A 19,644-nucleotide genomic window follows, 5' to 3' on the forward strand; every position below is an offset into this window, starting at 1 on the left:
CGCCAACCATTAATGTCATCAATAGTTAAAATATTCTAACATTATTACCATCATAAACGAAGTAAACATTGGATATCAATGGTATTTGGGTGTAATTCAAAAAAACTCCTTAAAATGGAACATTACCATTTTAAGGAGTTTTGGAGTTTTTATATTCTTTGCCGTCTTAGACCGAGTAAAGTCGGAAGCATCATGCCGAGGATGACAAGAATGATACCTGCTACTTGTACCAATGTTAAAGGTTCGTGTAAAACGATAACTGAAACTGTCACTGCAACGGGTAATTCCATGGCACTTAGAATGGAAGCAAGCGCACCACCAACTTTTGGTACAGCAATGGAAAATAAATAAATCGGTAAAATAATACCAAATAGACCAAGTGCTAGTCCGTATTTCCATAAGCCTTCACTAAAAAGCTTACCATTCCAAGCGATTTCAGGATTCAGGAAGATACTGATAACAACAAGCGCGACGAAAGACATAATCAGTACACGCGCTGTCGTAGTAACACCCTCAACGTAGCGAGAATTAAACTGAATAAAGCAGGCAAAGCTAAAAGCAGCAGCTAAACCAAATACCCAACCTTGCCATGCTATACCACTTAAATCGACATCAATTAAACCAGCTGCTAAAATTGTGCCGGCAAATAAAACGATAAGTGAGAGTGTCTCTGGGCGACTTGGAAGGCGTCTATGCAATGCACAATCTATAAATAAGCCAATCCATGTAAATTGGAATAACATGACGACTGCAAGAGAAGCTGGCAAATACTTCAATGATTCACCATATACAATGCCTGTAAATCCGGTGAAAGTACCAGCACAGATTAAAAGGAGAAGCCCCTTCTTTGAAAGCTTAGGTAATTGTCTCTGGGTTACGATGAAAATCGTCAAGATTAGCATAAAGCCAATAATATATTGACTCGAAATTGCCTCTGATGATGTAAAGCCATGTAGCATCGCAACTTTAACGATAGTTGATAGAATTCCATAGCTACTCGCAGCAATGACAACCATTAGAGGATAAAGTAACTTGGTTTTCATAATATATTTTTCACATCCTAAATTTCTTTCACCATATGATGAAATGGTTCGTCTATGATCGACCAAGGTTCTGTAATAATAAAACCTGTGCGCTCATAAAGACGAATCGCTTGTTCTTTTTTTGTCTCAACATTTAACGACAATTTGCTAAAGCCTCGCTCTTTTGTTTGATCAATCGCAAATTGTAATAATAATGTACCGATGCCCTTACCGCGAGCTTCAGGGGCAACACAAATAGTGTCAATATAGTATTCATCTTCGTGTGCTTCTTTATCAATGATAATGTTTGGCGCATTTTTTGCAGATAGCCATTTCACCAAGTTGGCATCCATTTCTATAACTTCTTCACCGTTATAGTAAACGAGAATCCCTAATATTTTTTCGTCCAGGACAGCAACGAATGTATTTAAATAAGAATGGCGATTATCTTCACGTTTGAATAGGACTGCAAGCTCACGTTCAATAGCTTTTGGTTCTTGTTCGCCTGTTAAACGATTAGCAATATCACCAATGGCATCGATAATTAATGGTACAACTGCTTGGGCATCCTGTGGTTGCGCTTGTCGAATTGTAATACTCATAATCAAGATCCCTCCTTTTCTATAGGAAAGTATAGCAGAAATGAGTTAGTTACATTAGTTTTCGTTAGTATTCAGAAATATGAAATTTCAATGAGATTCAATTAACAAATGAATTGAAATTTTGCATTAAAAGATATAGCTAACAAAATATTTGGTACGAATTTGATATGCAGTGAAGCTTCATGTTAATCTAGGATTGAACAGACTTCCGGAGGTACTATAATGACAAAGAAAGATAAAGATTTGATATTAGTTTATGGAGATGCCTTTATTGACTATATCGCAGACGATGTGACGAACACATCTTTTACTAAATATATGGGTGGGGCAACAGTAAACGTGGCTGCCGGTATTAGCCGTATTGGAGCACCATCTGCATTAATTACAATTACAGGAGATGACGAAACATCTCAATTTGTACGTGATGAGCTGGCTAAAGAAGGAGTTAACATGGATTATGCTGTATTTGACCCTGTAAAACGAGTTAGTGGAGTATATGTACATTTAACAGAGGCTTGCGAGCGTATTTTTAAAGATTATGTTGATGAGACACCGGATTTACAAGTAACTGCCCTGCAATTAAATGAGGCTGCGTTTAAACAAGCATCTCTACTAAATGTGTGCTCAGGCACAATGTTCCATCCAACGGCACTGGAAACAACACGTGCTGCTGTTGAAATGGCGAAGGAGAAGGGTGTTATTATTGCAATGGATGCTAATATTCGTCCACTACGTTGGAGCAGTGAGGAAGTTTGTAGAGAAACAATTATATCTTTCTTTGAGGACGTAGACATCTTAAAAGTAACGGATGAAGAATTATTTTTCTTAACAGAAGCGACTACATTAGAAGAGGGAATTAAGAAATTAGACAGCTTATTAGTACCTATTATTCTCGTGACAGTTGGCGAAGATGGTACCTATGCAGTTTTAAACGGCGAGGTAGTACATGTACCGACAGAAAAAGTCGTACCAGTCGATACAACAGGTGCTGGGGATGCATTCATGGCAGGTGTATTACGTGACATACATTACAACGGTTTACCGACGACAGAGGCCGAGCTAGTGCGATGTGTAAGTTTTGGTAACAAGTTAGGCGCTATGGCAGCTACAAAAGCAGGGGCATTAACAGCTCTTCCGTATTACGAGGATATTAAACATTTGTTACGATAATAGTGCGGGGGGTGCCAATGATGGAGAGAAACTATGATGTTTTAGTGAAAGATCGATTATATTTTGGGGGCGTCAAGGACGCGGAAGCTGCTTTTGACAATGAAGCAGTAGATGTTGTTATTGATGTACGTGTGAATGGCTTAACTGATGCAGAACAGAAAGAACTCCGCTATCTGTACAAGCATCTTCCTATTGCAGATGAGGATTTAGCTGTGGCTACTTCGATTGACAAGGTGGCAAAAGAAATTACAGCTGCTTATCATGAAGGGAAAAAAGTGTACTTCCATTGTGGTAGTGGCGGAGGTCGTGCTGGTGTTGCAGCGACGGCTGTATTAATGGAGCTTGAATTATCTGATTCTTTAGAGGAAGCACAGTCAGCTGTGAAGGAAGCTCGTCCACAAGTGACAATTCGTCCGAATATGGCAACAGCTTTGCAAAAATTGTATAAATAAATAGAATGCGACAGTTAGAACGATTTACTCTAGCTGTCGTATTTTTTTGTCGAAAAATTGGTATATACATATTAGAACAATTTTTGTTATAGTTATGTTATAACAAAAAAACGAGGTGTTTTGTATGATGGAGGAATTATCAGCGGTTCCATGGGCAGTCATTGCGCCACTACTTGTGGTTCAATTCATTTTAGTAATTGTGGCGCTTGTTGATTTACGTAAAATCCATGCAACGAACGGCCCGAAGATTTTATGGGTATTTATCATTTTATTCGTTAGTTTGTTTGGACCGATTGCATATTTCATAGTGGGGAGAAAACAAACATGACAACTTTGCTAGAGGTGAAAGGACTTACAAAACAATATGCAGACAAGACCGTTGTAGATGCATTGGATTTTAAACTTGAAGAACATACATCAACAGCACTTATTGGACCGAATGGGGCTGGCAAAACGACCACATTATCAATGTTAATAGGTTTATTAAAACCTACGGCAGGTAGTGTGAAAATGGTAGGTGGAGACTTGCGTGAAAATATCGGTTTTTTACCACAATATCCACAATTTCAGCCGTGGTTAAGTGCACTAGAGTTTGTAGAAATGGCTGCAAGATTAAATGGTGTACCTGCAAAAAAAGCAAAATTAGAGGCACAAAAAACATTAGAATTTGTGGGCTTAGAAGATGCGTTGCATAAGAAAATTGCTACATTTTCTGGCGGTATGAAGCAACGACTAGGTATTTCCCAGGCAATAGTGCATAAGCCTAAGTTACTATTGCTAGATGAACCAGTATCCGCGCTCGATCCAGTTGGACGAAGAGAAGTACTGAACTTGCTGAAAGGTTTACAGCAAGAGACGACGATTTTGTATTCTACACATATTTTAAATGATGCAGAGGAAATGACAGATCAGCTATTGTTTTTACGAAATGGTAAGCTTGTAGAGCAGGGGACTTTACGTGATGTACGTCAGCGCTTTGATGAGCCAATGTATGTAGTTGAATTTGGTTCTGAAGAGGAAGCGAGACTATTTGCTAGTCAGTATGAGCAGTTTGTAAAGGCAGAAGGCTGTTACACATATGTAGATATTCATGAGGAGAATTTGAATATGCAGCAGCTATTAGAGCGACTAAGTGCATCAACGTTTACAATACGAAAGGTAGAGCGCAAAACTGCTTCACTTGAAGAAATTTTTATGAAGGTGGCGAAAAGGACATGAGTGAATTTAACGTACTCCTTCTGAAGGAATTTCGTGAGGCATGGCGAAGTTGGAAGTTTCTATGGATTCCACTAGTCTTTGCACTGCTTGGCATGAGTGACCCATTAACAAACTATTATATGATGGATATTTTAAATGCTGTAGGTAATTTACCAGAGGGCTTTGCAATCTCAATGCCAGAACTTGCACCAGCAGATTTATTGCAAGCGTCAATTGGGCAGTTTCAAACAATTGGTTTACTTGTGTTAATAGCTGCTTTTGTAGGAGTGATAAGTAAAGAGCGAGCAAATGGTATGGCGACTCTTTTATATGTACGCCCAATTTCGTTTGTGGCATATTTTATGAGTAAATTTGTCGTGATGGGTGCTGTTGGGCTAATGAGTATTGTGGCAGGCTTTGCGGCAAGTGTTTACTATACAATTATTTTATATGGGAAATTCGAAGTGACGATGCTTTTAGCCAGTTTTGCAACATATTTCATGTGGCTATTATTTGTAATATCGATAACATTACTAATGAGTGCAGCTTTTAAAACTAGTGTAGCGACTGCTTGTACATTTGTTATTATTTTTGTGGGGCAGATTGTGGATGCAGTTGTGGGTACATTCTGGCCAGTGTCTCCATGGAAATTACCTGCGTATGGTGTTCAACTTATTCGTGAAACAATGGAGACGCCGGACTATTGGTGGAGCATCGCATTGACTATAGTATTACTAATAATTTGTATTGTCATAGGTACTTTTGCAATGAAAAAAAATGCAGCTATGGCGAAAGTATAAAGACGGAGCAAAATAAATTTGCTCCGTCTTTTTCTAGATATACAGGAAGTGGCGCACACCGACAATGGAATTCTTCTAGATTAAAGACCATAATGTTTAGTCAGCGGAATGATGCCCACTTAGCTTTAATGGTAACTACATTGTGTATGGCATTTATAGGTACTCACCGTTCGAGCTAGATTTGGATATTAATATAGTGATAGGTTTCTATTCTTTGTAGTTTTCAAAGTTAAGTGTTATCTTTTTTGATAAAATTGGATAAATTTCATCTAATCCGAAGAGTTGTTCAATAAAATGTACGCCAACAGGATAATTGTTGCTAACTAACTTTTCGCCAATTATTGAGGCAACTTCTCCTGTTATCTCAGTATTATTGTTTCCTGAGAGGGAGGTGTGAAGAATAAATTCCTCGTCATCCTTCATTCCTTTTACTTCGGCTTTTATCGCATAAGAATCTGTACCGATATGTAGTTTTTGAAAAAGATTGAGCAAACTTTCGAATAGTTTTACAAAAAATCTTTTGAAGAATTCTATTTTCAGCAGATTAAAAATCCCAGCCTTCTTTAATAGCATTACTTCTTTTGTTACAAAAGTAGAATCATAGCAAAATCTAGATGAAACAGTTTCTATTCCAAGTGTTTTTTGAATAATGTGTTAATCTGCAAGGTCAAATCTATAAGCAGTTCTAAAACCATGTTCTTCTGAAAGTTTTGTTTTTTTACCATCGCTAAAACTATTCATTAGTTTTGGTGAGTTGTTTTCAAGTGCGTAGAAGGATGAATTTATGCTGTTTAATAACCATTCGACTCCATCTCTTCCATGTCTTTCGCCAATTCCAAGCATAAGATACATGTCAACTGAGCTTATTTTATCAAATTGTTTTATGCTTTGTTTTACTAATAAATTGGATAAACCGGGTGCCAGACCGACACCTAATACGATTGTCGTACCAAACTCTTTTGCTTTGTCGTTTAATTTTTCGACTTTTGATAATAGTTTATATGAGGGAGATATATCTATATAATTTATCTCATTCTCAATACATATTTCTACAAAACGTGTATCTTTTTGGTCTAGGCACATAATAACAAGACCTGTATCATTAAAGATTTTATCTGATTGTTTAATAGTATAAATATCAAGCTGTTTAGGAATTATGGCCCCGTTTGTTTCAATTGAGAATTCCCTTGCTTTTGAAAAATTTCGACCAGAACAAATAACTTTACCTGAGTATAGTTGAGAGAGGCTATGGCATACTATCTTACCTACTTGACCATATCCTCCTACTACTAAAATTTTATCTTTCATTTACTCATCCTCTCATCGTAAAGGTGAGTAAAATACTCACGTTATTCTTATACCGTTTCTCACATCTATTTTTTATCTAGTTTAGTTCAAGAAAATAAAAAAAAGGAAAGCTTCTCTTATAAAATATTAAAAATTCCAGCAAACTATTTCACATATAAGAGTATTCTTCCTTGGTTAAGAATAGCATAATTTAGGATAACTCCCAAATTTTCCTTTGAGAAAAGAGATTTAATTCATACCTGGTAAATTTAACTTTACCGAAATTCTATGTAATTTATGGTTTCTATAAGATGTACGTAACACTAGTAAATGTAAGCGTTTACTATCGATAAAACGATAGTGTTGAATTTCCTAATAATTACCACATTGGCAAATTGGAATGGAATAAGAATCAAGCGATGTATTGTTATAAGGTAGTTTGACATAAGTATCCAAATTTTAGAGGTTTTTTATGTTATACAAAACAGAATGACTGGGGCTATTAAAAAGGGGGAACAGTATCTGAGCAAAAGAGAAGTGACATAAATACTGCCATGTTCCATTAATAATATAACGTATTCTAATAGTAAAACGCCTGTAACCTAAATAAGGTTACAGGCGTTTTACTATTAGAATTACTAAAGAAGTTAGATTAGTAATTTCGGTAAGTCTCAATAAGTTAGAAAATACCTTAGGTTTTAGGACTATGATGTCTCTAACTGTTAGTTTAGCTGCTTTCCGAACAACTGAACGCCGTGGACTCCGTAACTATTTATGTAGATTCCTATACCGATATCCTCTGCATCTTTACTTAACATATTGGCATTATGGCCTTGGCTATTTTTCCACATGTTAAATAATGTTTCTGCAGATTTTTGAGTTATCGATTGGGTAGAAAACTTAGCGATATTTTCAGCTGCATATCCCCAATTGTAATTTTGTTCTTGTACAGCTGTCACATACTTATCCCCATTCGGGCGGTTATGACTAAAGTGGTCAACTATTTCCATTGCTCGCTTCTCTGCTGCATTAGTTAGTAATGAATTTTTAGTTAAAGGTGAAAGTCCCTGAGTTGCACGATGCTCGTTCACTAATTTAATAACGTAATTTTCCAATTCAGTTTCGTCCACTTTTTCATTATCAATAACCGGGCTATCTTCTACTGGTTTATCATTTTCTAAAAGCTCAATTACTCTATACAAAAATACTGCATAATGCTGGCGGGACACCATATCATCAGGTTTAAATAAACCGTTACCATAACCTGTTGTAATGCCACTTTCCACTAAGGTTTGGACGTATGGCGCTGACCAGTGTGACTTTGTATCAGAAAATTGTACTCTTTGTTGGGATAACTCGAGTTTTAGTGTATTAACTAACACTTTCGCCATCTGACCACGTTGTAAGGGTGACGTGGGGTTGAAATTACCAGTGGCATTTCCGTCAACGATACCCGCACGGTACACAGCTTGAATATCATTATAGTATGCACTCGTTTTTGGGACATCCTTAAAAGTAATGCCTTCTCGAATTGGCTCTAAATCAAAGGCGCGATTGAGCCAAGCTGCTACGTCCTGACGTGAAATATTTGCTGCTGGTTTGAATATGTTATTGTTATAACTATTTAGGATGTTAGACTTTTGGAGTGTAGAAATTTCTTTGTAGTAGGTATGGTTTTTAGGCACATCTTGAAAGTCACTACTTGCCTGTGCGACCGGTGCGATTACTACAGGTGTTATAAGGGATAAAGTTAAAGCTGCGGTAAACAAACCTTTATGTACTATTTTCAAACTAATCGCCTCACTTCGTATGTTTATAAAATGTGTATAACTCTTTAATATCTGTTAATTCGCTTGTTGTGACATTTGAGTAGTCTTGAAAGATATTAAATTAAGTGTTTAGTGCTATAAGATGTATGGTAGAAACAGACTTTGTAACATTTTTTTGCGTAATTTGTATTATTTTGCTCTTCTTTTATTTGGTCGGAAATTGTTTCTGCCATTACCTTATATCATTATACAGATTAATTGGATAAAAAGGCATATATGTATTAACTTTTATTGGAATCTACATAACTTAAGAATATAATGTAGCTATAGCTCGTGATTTATCAAATAAATCTGAAAAAATGTGAAGGGAGTAGGTGTTGCGATTGGCTACACAAAATTCAGACCGCTTTCTCACGGCATTTAATCGAATTGATCATCGATTGAGAGATATTATTGGTGCAAAGGATTTTATGCCATTTTATCGGCTTGTGGATCAGGCGAAGAAGAAGGATGTATTAGTACGTAAATATGAGGATGATTTACGTTCTTATGCGGATTTGCGTAATGCGATTGTCCATCATCGAACGGCGATGGAATATGTGATTGCCGAGCCACATGTAGATGTTGTGGAAAAAATTGAATATATGGACTCTACGCTTGCAAAGCCGACGCTCGTTGGGCAAATGTTCCGTAAAAAAGTACATGTTTTCCAAGAAAGAGATTCGTTAAAGCATGTACTAAAGGTTATTCGAAGTCGAAAATTTACGCAATTTCCTGTGTATCATAAAGATCAGTTTAAGGGTCTTGTAACAACAGTAGGTATTACAAACTGGCTTGCAACTACGATGGCAGGCAATCAACTGCCTAAACATATTCCGACAATGCATGATATTTTATTGCATGAAAAAAATAAAGTGAATTATAAATTTGTTAGTAGATACATAACGATATATGAGGCGGAGGAAATTTTTAAGCAAGGGGTGGAACGAGGTCGTCGTTTTGAGGCGTTGCTAATTACTGAGCATGGAAAGCCGCAGGAGAAGCTAATTGGTATAATTACACCACTTGATATTATGAAAGTTGACTGACATAAAAAATGAGACAAGCTATTATGGATTTGCTTGTCTCGCTTTGTCTTTTAAGCTTATATAGAGTGATCCGTTCGATTGAACTTGTGCAAAATAGATATCTGTAACATTATGGATATTTTGTTTCTTTAACTTTTTCATAAGCCAATCTTCTGTTAGATCAAGTTCTACAAGGTTTTCGTAGATGAGCTGACCATCTGATACAACTTCTGTTGGTATATAGGCTGCAGGTGTAACATCAGCTTTTACATCTTGTTTTGTTGCAGCTTGCTCAGCCTTTTTTGAAAGTACACTTAGCTTTCCGTTTGTTTCAAAAAGTGCATATTGCACGTCTTGGACAGAAAAAATGGATTGTTCTCTAAGTAACATCGTTAGCTCATCCATATGAAGGCGGCTTTTTTTCAATGCAGATTCAAGTAATAAGCCGTTTTGGATAACAATGGTTGGCTTATCATCGACAAGGACACGCGCTTTTTTTGACTTTATGGTGATGATGGTCATTAGATAAGTTAAGACACTCCACCAAATCACCGAGATGAGTCCATCTAGAAATGGTGTTTCAGCTTGTGAGGCAATCTCAGAAGCGATAGATCCAAATGTAATACCCGTAATGTAGTGGAAGAAGGTCAATTGTCCGAGCTGTTTTTTACCAAGTATACGCGCCAAAATTAGTAGTGCGAAAAAGGAAAGCGTCGTTCGAAGAATCATTTCCCAAAAGTTAGCATGAAAAAAACTTTCCATACATATCAACTCCTTTAATGCTGTCGAAATATAGCTTGTGCAAAAAGGAAAATAGTATGCGACAAATAAATATGTAGAGTAAAGAAAGTGTGATGACAGCAATGAATAAACAATCTGCCAATTTTAATAATCCAGTGTATCCGATTATGATTGCAATAGGGGTTGCCCATTTAATAAACGATACGATGCAATCGGTTATTCCAGCGATGTTCCCTTTGTTAGAAAGAAATTTAGGATTAACCTTTACACAGCTAGGATTAATTTCATTCGTGTTAAATATTTTCGCATCTGTACTGCAACCAGTTGTAGGTTTTGCTAGTGATAAAAAACCAATGCCCTATGCATTACCAATTGGTATGTTTAGCTCATTTATTGGAATAGCAATACTAGCGTTTTCGACACAGTACTGGATAATAATTGTTGCGGTATTGTTTCTTGGTTTTGGCTCAGCAGTATTTCACCCAGAAGGCTCGCGTGTATCTTTTATGGCTGCAGGATCGAAAAGAGGATTAGCGCAATCCATTTACCAGGTCGGGGGTAATTCAGGACAAGCACTTGCCCCATTAATTAGTGCATTTATTTTGGATGTTTATGGCCAACGTGGAGCAGCACTTGTATTACTGGCTACAACAGTGGGCATCATCTTATTAGGGAAAATTTCGAAGTGGTACAAGGAGCAATTAGAACAAGAGCTTGCTTCTAAGAAAAAACGGATTCTAGTCTCATCATTGCCTCCACTGACAAAAAAGCAAGTGGGCATTGCAGTAACATTATTATTTATTATTATTTTTGCCCGATCATTTTATACTACGAATATTACAAATTTCTATGTGTTTTATTTGATGGATCATTATAATGTCAGCTTACGTATTGGACAAATATTAATTTTTGCATTTATGGCGTTTGGTGTAGTAGGGACATTTTTCGGTGGTTCATTGTCAGATCGTATAGGCCGAAAAAATGTAATATTACTTTCTGTAGTTGTCCCGTTACCATTTTGTTTAGCGTTACCATATGTACCATTATGGGTAGCAACAATATTTTTAATTATTATTGGAACTCTTATTATGATTAGCTTCTCGGTGACAGTTATTTACGCACAGGAGCTTGTTCCAACGAAGATTGGTACGATGGCAGGCTTAACAACAGGCTTTGCTTTTGGTATGGGGGCAATTGGTGCGATTGCGATCGGTGTCTTAATGGATCATAAAGGTATTGATTTTACAATGATTGTGGTATCGCTATTACCTTTATTATTATTAGTTGCATTCTTCTTACCAAAAGATAAGCCAGCCTCTACTTTGTAAGATTTAGACGGATAAGACGGGGAAAGTGACGGATAGAATGTTTCAACTGACGGATTAAATTCTAAAAATGATGGTTATACGAAAAAAACACGCCTTCTTTTTATAGAAAGGCGTGTTTGTATTTATTGCTGTAGTGGTGATAAAAATTCTGCAGGTAAATGCTTTTCGTCGACAACGAGACCCTCAACAATATGGACTTCGTGCATTTTGTCGTTGTACGTAAATTTGAAAATACCATTGTCGAAATCGGTACCGATTTCTTTAAAGAAAATCCCCTCAATTGAAACATATTTTGGACAGGTGAATGCTACTTTAAAGTGATTGCTCTCTTTAACTAAATACGCACGTACACCTTTTTCATATGTATCGTAGATTTCTTCTTCTGTAGGACGTTGCACGGCAACGATGTGGAAATCAACAAATGGGACTTCTTTTAACAAGACATTCAAGAATGAACCTTTCGTAATTTCTTCCCAGCGACTTTGAGCGCTTTGACCTACGATAATTTGAGAGATGCCATAACTTTTTGCTACATCACTAATTACTTTCTGAATAGGACGTTTTTCATTATCTCGTAAAATAAACTTTTCTACCTCAAGCTCTTCAGATAAACTCTTCCATTGCTCAATGTATCGAGATTTTTCTGCATCGAATGTATCGAATGGCTGCGAATCAACGGATAAAATATAAAGTGGACAATCGAGCATTGATGCAATTTTTTGGCCACGGCGAATTAAACGTTCACCATTCTGTCCATAATACACACATACTAAAATACTTTCGTCCAATCTTCCTTTTACATGTTTCAAAAAAATCACACCCCTTATCCTATTATAATTTTGTTTTTTTTCGTTCGTTTTTGAGGAATTCATCCTAAAACAGCTAAAATCAATACTGTTACAGTGCATAATGGATATTTATAATGTATACTTTAAATTGTATAAAATTATCTTGCAATATATCGGTTAACCTTGAGAAATCAAGTTTACATCAATGCTTTCTAGTTAGTTAATTTATGCATACAGTACATTTAGAGGAAATGCCCCCTACATGCCACATTATTATGCAGTTAGTTAAATAGTTAGTCAAGTGTCTTAAAAAAATCCGATATTTCAGGGAAATTTTGAAATGTTAGATTTATTAACTTAATTCACCAGATGTTTTGTGCGCGAAAGCGAAGCGTCAGTAGCAGATGTTTTTGCACGAAAGCGAAGCGTCAGTAGCAGTTGTTTAAACGCCTGCTGAATTAAGTTAAAATCCTCCGAAATGTTGCTGATATTTTTTAGAAAAGAACGTATCAGTGGCAAAGTTGCGGAGAAGAATTTGAGTGTAGGAGGTTTTTATTTGGTTACAGTTCTAATAGCGATATTTTTGCCATTTGTATGTGCGGCCCTAATTCCGCTTTTGTATAGGCGACTAAGGCGACCGATTCATCTTGGCTGGTTTGTTTTGTCCGTTCCAATCATATTGTTTCTTTTACTTGCAATGCATATTCCTCAAATTGCTGCTGGTAAAACATTTATTTATACATATGAGTGGATTCCCTCTTTTGATATAAATTTCACGACGTACCTAGATGGCCTCAGTATGATTTTTGGATTGCTGATTACGGGTGTGGGTAGTTTAGTCATTTTATATTCTATTTTTTATTTATCAACGAAAGAATCACTTCATCATTTCTACTGCTATTTATTACTATTCATGGGCGCTATGCTTGGTGTCGTCTTTTCAGATAATTTGATGGTACTTTATACGTTTTGGGAATTAACGAGTGTTTCATCATTCCTATTAATAGCATTTTGGCATCATCGTAAAGCATCTCGTGCCGGTGCACGCAAAGCAATGACGATTACTGTCTTCGGTGGGCTGTCGATGCTTGCTGGCTTTTTAATGCTATATGTAGCATCTGGAACATTTAGCATTCGCGCAATTATTGCAGATGTTGCTACAGTAAGTGAGCATACGTTATTCTTGCCAGCGTTATTCCTTGTATTGCTAGGTGCATTTACAAAGTCAGCGCAATTTCCATTCCATATTTGGTTACCTGACGCGATGGAAGCTCCAACTCCGGTTAGTGCGTACTTACATTCAGCAACAATGGTGAAGGCTGGAATTTACCTTGTAGCACGTTTTTCACCAGTATTTGGTGGAGAGTTACTATGGTTCTGGCTTGTAAGTGGTATCGGTTTAGTGACACTGTTTTGGGGCTCATTTAATGCAGTGCGTCAGACAGATTTGAAGGCACTGTTAGCATATTCTACAGTTAGTCAGCTCGGGTTAATTATGAGCTTGTTTGGATTAGGTTCTGTGGGGCATTATTTTGGCTATGCAGAGAGTTCTATTATTTATACGCAAGCAAGTTTCGCCGCGTTATTTCATCTCGTCAACCACTCCACGTTTAAAGGTGCGCTATTTATGATGGTTGGTATTGTCGATCATGAGGTAGGGACACGTGATATTCGTCGTTTAGGTGGGTTAATGGCACTGATGCCAATAACATTCACGATTGCGGTTATTGGTGGATTATCGATGGCCGGCTTACCGCCATTTAATGGTTTTTTAAGTAAGGAGATGTTTTTTGCAGCTGTAATAGCTATTCGTGATGTTGAGGTGTTCTCTATTGCAGATGTAGGTATTTTATTCCCGGTTGTCGCATGGGTAGCAAGTATTTTCACTTTTGTCTACAGTATGATTCTTATTGGAAAAACGTTTTTGGGGAAATTACAGCCTGATAAGATGGATAAAAAACCACATGAAGCACCGATAGGTATGTTAATTTCACCGCTCGTGCTTTGTACGTTAGTAGTGGGGATCTTTTTCTTCCCGAATATCTTAGGGCATTATATTTTAGAGCCAGCGATGGCAAGTATCTATCCGACATTCCCATCTGCTAGCGAGTTAACGCCACATATTTATGCATGGCATGGCATTAATACAGAGTTATTGATGACGTTTGGCGTTGTAATAGTTGGTGTAATTTTGTTTATAACGCTAAAAAGATGGAAGCCAGTATATCGGATGTTTACGCAAAAATATTCATTCAATGCTTACTACAATAGCGTGATTACTTTTAGTGAAAATAGCTCAGCGAAGTTAACAAATCGATATATGACAGGGAATTTAACGCATTACTTTGTTTACATTTATGTTTTTTTTGTAGCGCTTATTGCGGGATACTTCGTTTGGTCTGATGCATTTGCATTTAATTTTGCTAAGGATTCTGCGGTAGAATCTTATGAGTTAATTTTAATATTCGTCATGATGTTCGCAGCTGTCTTTATGTTGTTTGCCAAAGGGCGTATTACAGTAGTGCTGTTAAATGGAGTACTTGGTTATTCAATTGCGTTTTTCTTCGTGATTTTCCGGGCGCCGGATTTAGCATTAACGCAGCTTGTTGTAGAATCTATCACAACAGCATTGTTCTTACTATGCTTTAAATATTTACCAGCTTTAATGCCAGAAAATTCGCGAAAACGTGTGAAATGGTCGAATGCAATGATTTCGATTTTTGTTGGGGCAACAGTGACATTAATTGGCCTAGCCGTCGTACATTACGATAAGTTTGAACCAATATCAAGATATTTTAATGATGCGTATGAATTAGCAGGGGGCTCGAATATTGTGAACACGATATTAGGAGATTTCCGTGCATTTGATACGATGCTCGAAGTTGTTGTACTTCTTATTGCGGGCTTGGGCGTATATACGCTGATAAAGCTAAAGCCACGAAAGGAGGAGACAAACCATGAAGATTAATGATGTGATATTGCGTACCGTGGCGAAGGCGGTCGTATTCATTATTTTAACGCTGGGTGTGTATTTGTTCTTTGCGGGGCATCATGCACCAGGTGGTGGGTTCATTGGCGGGCTTGTCCTTGCTTCGGGTATTGTCCTTTTGTATTTAGCTTATGATATTGAGACGGTGCATAAAGGGATGCCGTTTGATTTTAAAAAGGTTGCTGCATTAGGTGTGCTTCTTGCCACTGGGACAGCAATTGGTTCACTTTTCTTTGATGCACCTTTTTTGACACAAGTTTCTAGTTATGTGGAAGTCCCTGTTTTTGGAAAGATGGGTTTTTCCACTGTGACAATTTTTGAAGCAGGTGTTGCTTTAACTGTTGTAGGAGTTGTAGTGACGATAATTTTAAGTATAAGTGAGGATGAATAGCCTATGGAGTCTTTAATACTAATTTTAATTGGCGTATTAGTAGCTGTAGGAACGTATTTAATCCTCTCCAAGCAATTATTACGTGTAATTTTAGGAACAGCAGTATTATCGCATGCTGCGCATTTGCTTATATTAACAATGGGTGGACTGAAAAAAGGCGATGTGCCATTAATCGGTGAATCAGAAGGTCCATATACAGATGCGTTGCCACAGGCGTTAATATTAACAGCAATTGTAATTAGCTTTGCAGTGACGGCGTTCGTGCTTGTTCTAGGCTACCGTGCTTATAAAACAAATGGTACAGGGGACTTTGATGAATTGAGAGGTACGCCAGATGAGTAATATGATTGTTTTACCTTTAATTATACCCGTTATAACAGCAATTTTATTAGTATTTTTACGTGAGCATGTTGTGTTGCAACGGATTATTAGCTTAGTGACCTTGGTCTTTGTAGCGATTGTCAGCATAGTTTTACTGCATGAAGTTCAAATGCAAGGTGTACTACGTATTGATTTTAGTGGTTGGCTACCGCCTTTTGGTATTTTATTTGTAGCAGATTCATTTGCCTTATTACTTGTTCTTGTGGCGAATATTGTTTCGGCTATTTGTGTGTTATATGCGATTTTCACAATTGGTGTACCGTATGAAAAAATGTATTTTTATCCATTTGTACTACTGATGGTAGCAGGGGTCAATGGATCATTTTTAACGGGCGATATTTTCAATTTATTTGTGTGCTTTGAGGTTATGTTATTGGCATCGTATGCATTGATTGGCCTTGGCGGTGGGAAAATTCAGCTACGCGAAGCGCTAAAATATGTACTTATTAATGTTGTAGCATCATGGATTTTTCTTGTGGCACTAGCTTTTTTATACGGCACAATTGGTACATTGAATATGGCGCATATTTCAGTGCGTGTAATGGAAGCGGGCGCTGATCCACTTATTACAACAGTAGCGCTAATATTCTTAGTGGTCTTTAGTTTAAAGGCGGGACTTCTATTATTCTTCTGGTTACCAGGTTCGTATAGTGCACCTCCAACTGCGGTGGCAGCATTATTTGCGGCACTTTTAACAAAGGTTGGTATTTATGCACTTGTACGTACATTTACATTATTGTTCCCAAATAATACGGACGTAACACACACGGTATTAGCAGTTATGGCTGCTATTACAATTATTGCAGGTTGTTTGGGTGCATTAGCAGGCCGCGATGTGCGTACGATTGCTTCTTATAATGTAATAATTGGCGTAGGATTTATTGTAGCGGGTCTTGCCATTGGTACAGAATCTGCGTTACAAGGGGTAACGTATTATTTAATGCATGATATGGTGGCAAAGGCGATGCTGTTTTTAGCAGTTGGCACAATGATTTATGTAACTGGTGAAACCGTTATTGATAAAATGAGTGGACTTATTCGAAACTATCCGTTATTTGGGTGGCTGTTCTTTATCGTTATGTGCTCTCTTGCTGGAATTCCACCACTTAGTGGATTCTTAGGTAAGATATTAATTGGACAAGGTGCGATTGAAGGCGGTAATTTTGTTCTTTTAGGATTAGGTTTCTTATCAAGCTTAGTTGTTTTGTATTCACTATTACGCATTTTTCTTTCGTCATTTTTTGGTGAAACAATTATTAGTTTGGAAGATGAAAAGCCATTACCGAAGCGGATTGTGCTTCCATTGGTGTTACTGGCGGCTTGTACGATTGGTTTAGGTGCAGGAGCGGAACTAATGGCGCCGTATGTCACAGATGCAGCAGAAACACTCTATGACCCTTCTATTTATATTGATGCAGTATTAGACGGCGAGACATGGCAAGGCGAGGTGAGTGAATAGTGGCAGGACAATTTATTTTGAATTTATTTATCGCAGCACTTTGGCTTTTATTACAAGATGAAATCACACCCAAGTTTACGACATTTTTAATGGGCTTTATCGTGGGTATTGGTATTTTGTATGCGATGCACCGCTTTTACGGTACGCAGTTTTACTTGCGGCGTGTATTTTCAATATTTAAGCTTATGATGTTATTTATTTGGGAGCTACTATTATCGAGTTATAGTGTGTTGAAACAAATTACGACACCGAAACTAAATATCACACCAGGTATATTCACATATAAAACGGAGCTGAAAGGTGATTGGGAAATAACAGCGTTAGCACTATTGCTGACGTTGACTCCGGGCTCTGTTGTGATGGAAGTGTCTGAAGAGGGCGACTTGTTTTATATACATGCTATGGATATGGAAGAGTCAAAGGATGCCGTCATTCGTTCCATCGGTAAGTTTGAACAGGCAATTATGGAGGTGACACGCTAATGATTGATAAAATTTTGCTACTGGCACTTGCACTTTTTAGTGTGTCGATTGCACTGTCCTTATATCGAGTAATCCGAGGGCCATCAATGCCAGACCGCGCGATCGCACTTGATACAATTGGTATTAACTTATTATCGGCAATCGCGATTGTGTCGATTGTATTAAAAACGAAGGCATATTTAGAAGCGATCTTGATTCTTGGTATTTTAGCGTTTATAGGGACAATTGCCTTTACGAAATATATCGAAAGAGGTGTGATTGTTGAACGTAAATCAAATGATTGAATTGGCAGCTGTCATCCTCATATTAATTGGCTCAATTGTTAGTGTTATTAGTGCATTTGGAATGATTCGTTTACCGGATGTATATACACGTTCCCATGCAGCGACGAAAAGCTCAACTTTGTCGGTGTTGACGTGCTTGCTCGGAGCATTTATTTATTTTTGGGTGCATGATGGTTATGTTAGTGTACGTTTAATTTTGGGCATATTATTCGTATTTGTAACGGCACCAGTAGCTGGGCACTTGATTTGCCGGGCTGCTTACCGTTCACGTGTACCGTTAGCTGAAGGTTCTGGCGAGGATGAACTCAAGCAAAAACTATTTCCAGGTGAAGAATAATATAAAACAGATTTCCTTTTACGGAGATCTGTTTTTTTCGCAAGTGTAATTGTGGAAATATTGCAGCTAAGTGATTTTAAATTAATTATTCTGAATATTATGTGTAATGTATTTCCTTTAAAAAATTTAGAATATTACTTGAAATGTATTTTAAAAGAGTATATCTTAAATAGTAGATAGAATATTTATTATCAATAGTGAATAAATATCCAAACCGCTTTTTTCAGAAAATAGATGTTTCATTCATCATAAAAATATCATATAAAAGGGGAGTTTCAACATGAAGAACAAATTATTTATGCTTATGCTTGTGTTTGTCATTGGTATTCTTGCAGCTTGTGGCACAAAGGATTCAGGCTCAAGTGCTGATTCAGGTTCAAACATTGATTCAGATAATGAAGGCGATAAAAAAGTTTTAATAATGGGTACATCAGCAGACTATAAACCATTCGAATTCGTAGATTCTGCAAAAGGTGAAGAGATTATCGGTTATGACATCGATCTAGCTTACATGATCGGTGAAAAATTGGGATTTGATGTAAAAATTCAAGATATGGATTTCAACAGTTTAGTACCAGCATTACAAGCGGGCAAACTTGACTTCGTTATTTCTGGGATGAGCCCAAATAAAGAACGTGAAAAAGTAGTCGATTTCTCAAAGCCATACAATGAAACGCGACAAGTTCTTATTGTGAAAAAAGATAGTGGTATTAAATCATCAGCTGATTTAGCAGGTAAAATAGTTGGTGTACAAACGGCTTCTATTCAAGAAGAAATGGCAAAAGAAATGGCGAAAACAATTGATTTCAAAAACGAAAGTCGTACGCGTGTTCCTGAAATCGTACAAGATATGATGGCCAAACGTATAGATGCAGCCATCGTCGAAAGTGGCGTAGCTGAAGGTTATGTGAAAAAGAATGATAAATTAATAGCATTGCCTATAAAAGAACAAGTAGCAGACTATAAAGCAATCGCAGTAGCTGAGGGTAGTGAATTGAAAGCCCAAATTGACAAAGCTTTAAAAGAGTTAATTGAAGAAGGAAAAATTAAAGAGCTTGAAGAAAAGTGGCTTCAATCAGCAGAATAACTTCAGTGAAA

General features: G+C 37.1%; 22 protein-coding genes. 15 read left to right on the top strand and 7 right to left on the bottom strand.

What is annotated here, in order from left to right:
- Nucleotides 1–149: 149 nt before the first annotated feature.
- Together ACIQZG_RS10370 and ACIQZG_RS10375 are read right to left on the bottom strand one after the other, a co-directional pair.
- Entirely contained in the window at nucleotides 150–1,043 is an 894-nt protein-coding gene (locus ACIQZG_RS10370) for an EamA family transporter (protein ID WP_402755107.1), read from the bottom strand.
- A 17-nt stretch (nucleotides 1,044–1,060) separates the two neighbouring features.
- A complete protein-coding gene (locus tag ACIQZG_RS10375) occupies nucleotides 1,061–1,624 on the bottom strand; it encodes a GNAT family N-acetyltransferase (RefSeq protein ID WP_402755108.1) in 564 nt (187 codons plus the stop codon).
- A 222-nt stretch (nucleotides 1,625–1,846) separates the two neighbouring features.
- On the opposite strand from ACIQZG_RS10375, the gene ACIQZG_RS10380 reads away from it, so the two are divergent.
- From ACIQZG_RS10380 to ACIQZG_RS10400, 5 genes are all read left to right on the top strand, one after another.
- Complete coding sequence (locus ACIQZG_RS10380; RefSeq protein ID WP_402755109.1) at nucleotides 1,847–2,794, top strand: carbohydrate kinase family protein; 948 nt, start codon at nucleotides 1,847–1,849, stop codon at nucleotides 2,792–2,794.
- Between the two features lie 20 nt (nucleotides 2,795–2,814).
- Entirely contained in the window at nucleotides 2,815–3,246 is a 432-nt protein-coding gene (locus ACIQZG_RS10385) for a protein-tyrosine phosphatase family protein (protein WP_402755110.1), read from the top strand.
- 124 nt (nucleotides 3,247–3,370) lie between these two features.
- A complete protein-coding gene (locus ACIQZG_RS10390; protein ID WP_402755111.1) occupies nucleotides 3,371–3,574 on the top strand; it encodes a PLDc N-terminal domain-containing protein in 204 nt (67 codons plus the stop codon).
- Nucleotides 3,571–4,464, top strand: coding sequence for an ABC transporter ATP-binding protein (locus ACIQZG_RS10395; protein WP_402755112.1), 894 nt, complete (start codon nucleotides 3,571–3,573; stop codon nucleotides 4,462–4,464). The genes ACIQZG_RS10390 and ACIQZG_RS10395 overlap by 4 nt, the downstream gene beginning before the upstream one ends.
- Nucleotides 4,461–5,243, top strand: coding sequence for an ABC transporter permease (locus ACIQZG_RS10400; RefSeq protein ID WP_402755113.1), 783 nt, complete (start codon nucleotides 4,461–4,463; stop codon nucleotides 5,241–5,243). The genes ACIQZG_RS10395 and ACIQZG_RS10400 overlap by 4 nt, the downstream gene beginning before the upstream one ends.
- A 207-nt stretch (nucleotides 5,244–5,450) precedes the next feature.
- Here ACIQZG_RS10400 and ACIQZG_RS10405 read toward each other — a convergent pair whose 3' ends face one another.
- The 3 genes from ACIQZG_RS10405 to ACIQZG_RS10415 form a co-directional block, all read right to left on the bottom strand.
- On the bottom strand, nucleotides 5,451–5,816 hold the full coding sequence (locus ACIQZG_RS10405) for a hypothetical protein (protein ID WP_402755114.1): 366 nt from the start codon (nucleotides 5,814–5,816) through the stop codon (nucleotides 5,451–5,453).
- A gap of 81 nt (nucleotides 5,817–5,897) precedes the next feature.
- Complete coding sequence (locus ACIQZG_RS10410; protein ID WP_402755115.1) at nucleotides 5,898–6,551, bottom strand: saccharopine dehydrogenase family protein; 654 nt, start codon at nucleotides 6,549–6,551, stop codon at nucleotides 5,898–5,900.
- Between the two features lie 701 nt (nucleotides 6,552–7,252).
- Nucleotides 7,253–8,320 carry a CAP and S-layer homology domain-containing protein gene (locus ACIQZG_RS10415; RefSeq protein WP_402755116.1) on the bottom strand — a complete coding sequence of 356 codons (1,068 nt, stop codon included), beginning with the start codon at nucleotides 8,318–8,320 and terminating at the stop codon, nucleotides 7,253–7,255.
- A gap of 353 nt (nucleotides 8,321–8,673) precedes the next feature.
- On the opposite strand from ACIQZG_RS10415, the gene ACIQZG_RS10420 reads away from it, so the two are divergent.
- Nucleotides 8,674–9,387, top strand: a complete 714-nt coding sequence (locus ACIQZG_RS10420; protein WP_402755117.1) for a CBS domain-containing protein — start codon at nucleotides 8,674–8,676, stop codon at nucleotides 9,385–9,387.
- Between the two features lie 21 nt (nucleotides 9,388–9,408).
- Here the strand turns inward: ACIQZG_RS10420 and ACIQZG_RS10425 are convergent, their stop codons facing one another.
- On the bottom strand, nucleotides 9,409–10,128 hold the full coding sequence (locus ACIQZG_RS10425; protein ID WP_402755118.1) for a YetF domain-containing protein: 720 nt from the start codon (nucleotides 10,126–10,128) through the stop codon (nucleotides 9,409–9,411).
- Nucleotides 10,129–10,229: 101 nt separating this feature from the next.
- Between ACIQZG_RS10425 and ACIQZG_RS10430 the strand changes: the two genes are divergently transcribed.
- A complete protein-coding gene (locus ACIQZG_RS10430) occupies nucleotides 10,230–11,435 on the top strand; it encodes an MFS transporter (protein ID WP_402755167.1) in 1,206 nt (401 codons plus the stop codon).
- Between the two features lie 122 nt (nucleotides 11,436–11,557).
- On the opposite strand, the gene ACIQZG_RS10435 is transcribed toward ACIQZG_RS10430, so the two are convergent.
- Nucleotides 11,558–12,244 (bottom strand): histidine kinase, encoded by a 687-nt coding sequence (locus tag ACIQZG_RS10435; RefSeq protein WP_402755119.1) that lies wholly within the window; start codon nucleotides 12,242–12,244, stop codon nucleotides 11,558–11,560.
- 535 nt (nucleotides 12,245–12,779) lie between these two features.
- Here ACIQZG_RS10435 and ACIQZG_RS10440 point away from each other — a divergent pair.
- From ACIQZG_RS10440 to ACIQZG_RS10475, 8 genes are all read left to right on the top strand, one after another.
- On the top strand, nucleotides 12,780–15,191 hold the full coding sequence (locus ACIQZG_RS10440) for a Na+/H+ antiporter subunit A (protein ID WP_402755120.1): 2,412 nt from the start codon (nucleotides 12,780–12,782) through the stop codon (nucleotides 15,189–15,191).
- Complete coding sequence (locus tag ACIQZG_RS10445; RefSeq protein WP_402755121.1) at nucleotides 15,181–15,603, top strand: Na(+)/H(+) antiporter subunit B; 423 nt, start codon at nucleotides 15,181–15,183, stop codon at nucleotides 15,601–15,603. The genes ACIQZG_RS10440 and ACIQZG_RS10445 overlap by 11 nt, the downstream gene beginning before the upstream one ends.
- A 3-nt stretch (nucleotides 15,604–15,606) precedes the next feature.
- Nucleotides 15,607–15,945 (top strand): Na(+)/H(+) antiporter subunit C, encoded by a 339-nt coding sequence (locus ACIQZG_RS10450; protein WP_402755122.1) that lies wholly within the window; start codon nucleotides 15,607–15,609, stop codon nucleotides 15,943–15,945.
- Entirely contained in the window at nucleotides 15,938–17,443 is a 1,506-nt protein-coding gene (locus ACIQZG_RS10455) for a Na+/H+ antiporter subunit D (protein ID WP_402755123.1), read from the top strand. Before ACIQZG_RS10450 ends, ACIQZG_RS10455 begins: the two co-directional genes overlap by 8 nt.
- Nucleotides 17,443–17,925, top strand: coding sequence for a Na+/H+ antiporter subunit E (locus tag ACIQZG_RS10460; RefSeq protein ID WP_402755124.1), 483 nt, complete (start codon nucleotides 17,443–17,445; stop codon nucleotides 17,923–17,925). The genes ACIQZG_RS10455 and ACIQZG_RS10460 overlap by 1 nt, the downstream gene beginning before the upstream one ends.
- Entirely contained in the window at nucleotides 17,925–18,209 is a 285-nt protein-coding gene (locus ACIQZG_RS10465) for a Na(+)/H(+) antiporter subunit F1 (RefSeq protein WP_402755125.1), read from the top strand. Before ACIQZG_RS10460 ends, ACIQZG_RS10465 begins: the two co-directional genes overlap by 1 nt.
- Complete coding sequence (locus ACIQZG_RS10470; RefSeq protein ID WP_402755126.1) at nucleotides 18,187–18,546, top strand: Na+/H+ antiporter subunit G; 360 nt, start codon at nucleotides 18,187–18,189, stop codon at nucleotides 18,544–18,546. The genes ACIQZG_RS10465 and ACIQZG_RS10470 overlap by 23 nt, the downstream gene beginning before the upstream one ends.
- Nucleotides 18,547–18,826: 280 nt before the next feature.
- Complete coding sequence (locus ACIQZG_RS10475; RefSeq protein ID WP_402755127.1) at nucleotides 18,827–19,633, top strand: ABC transporter substrate-binding protein; 807 nt, start codon at nucleotides 18,827–18,829, stop codon at nucleotides 19,631–19,633.
- Nucleotides 19,634–19,644: the final 11 nt, after the last annotated feature.

Source organism: Lysinibacillus sp. NPDC096418, assembly GCF_044762775.1.
Classification (GTDB): Bacteria; Bacillota; Bacilli; order Bacillales_A; family Planococcaceae; genus Lysinibacillus.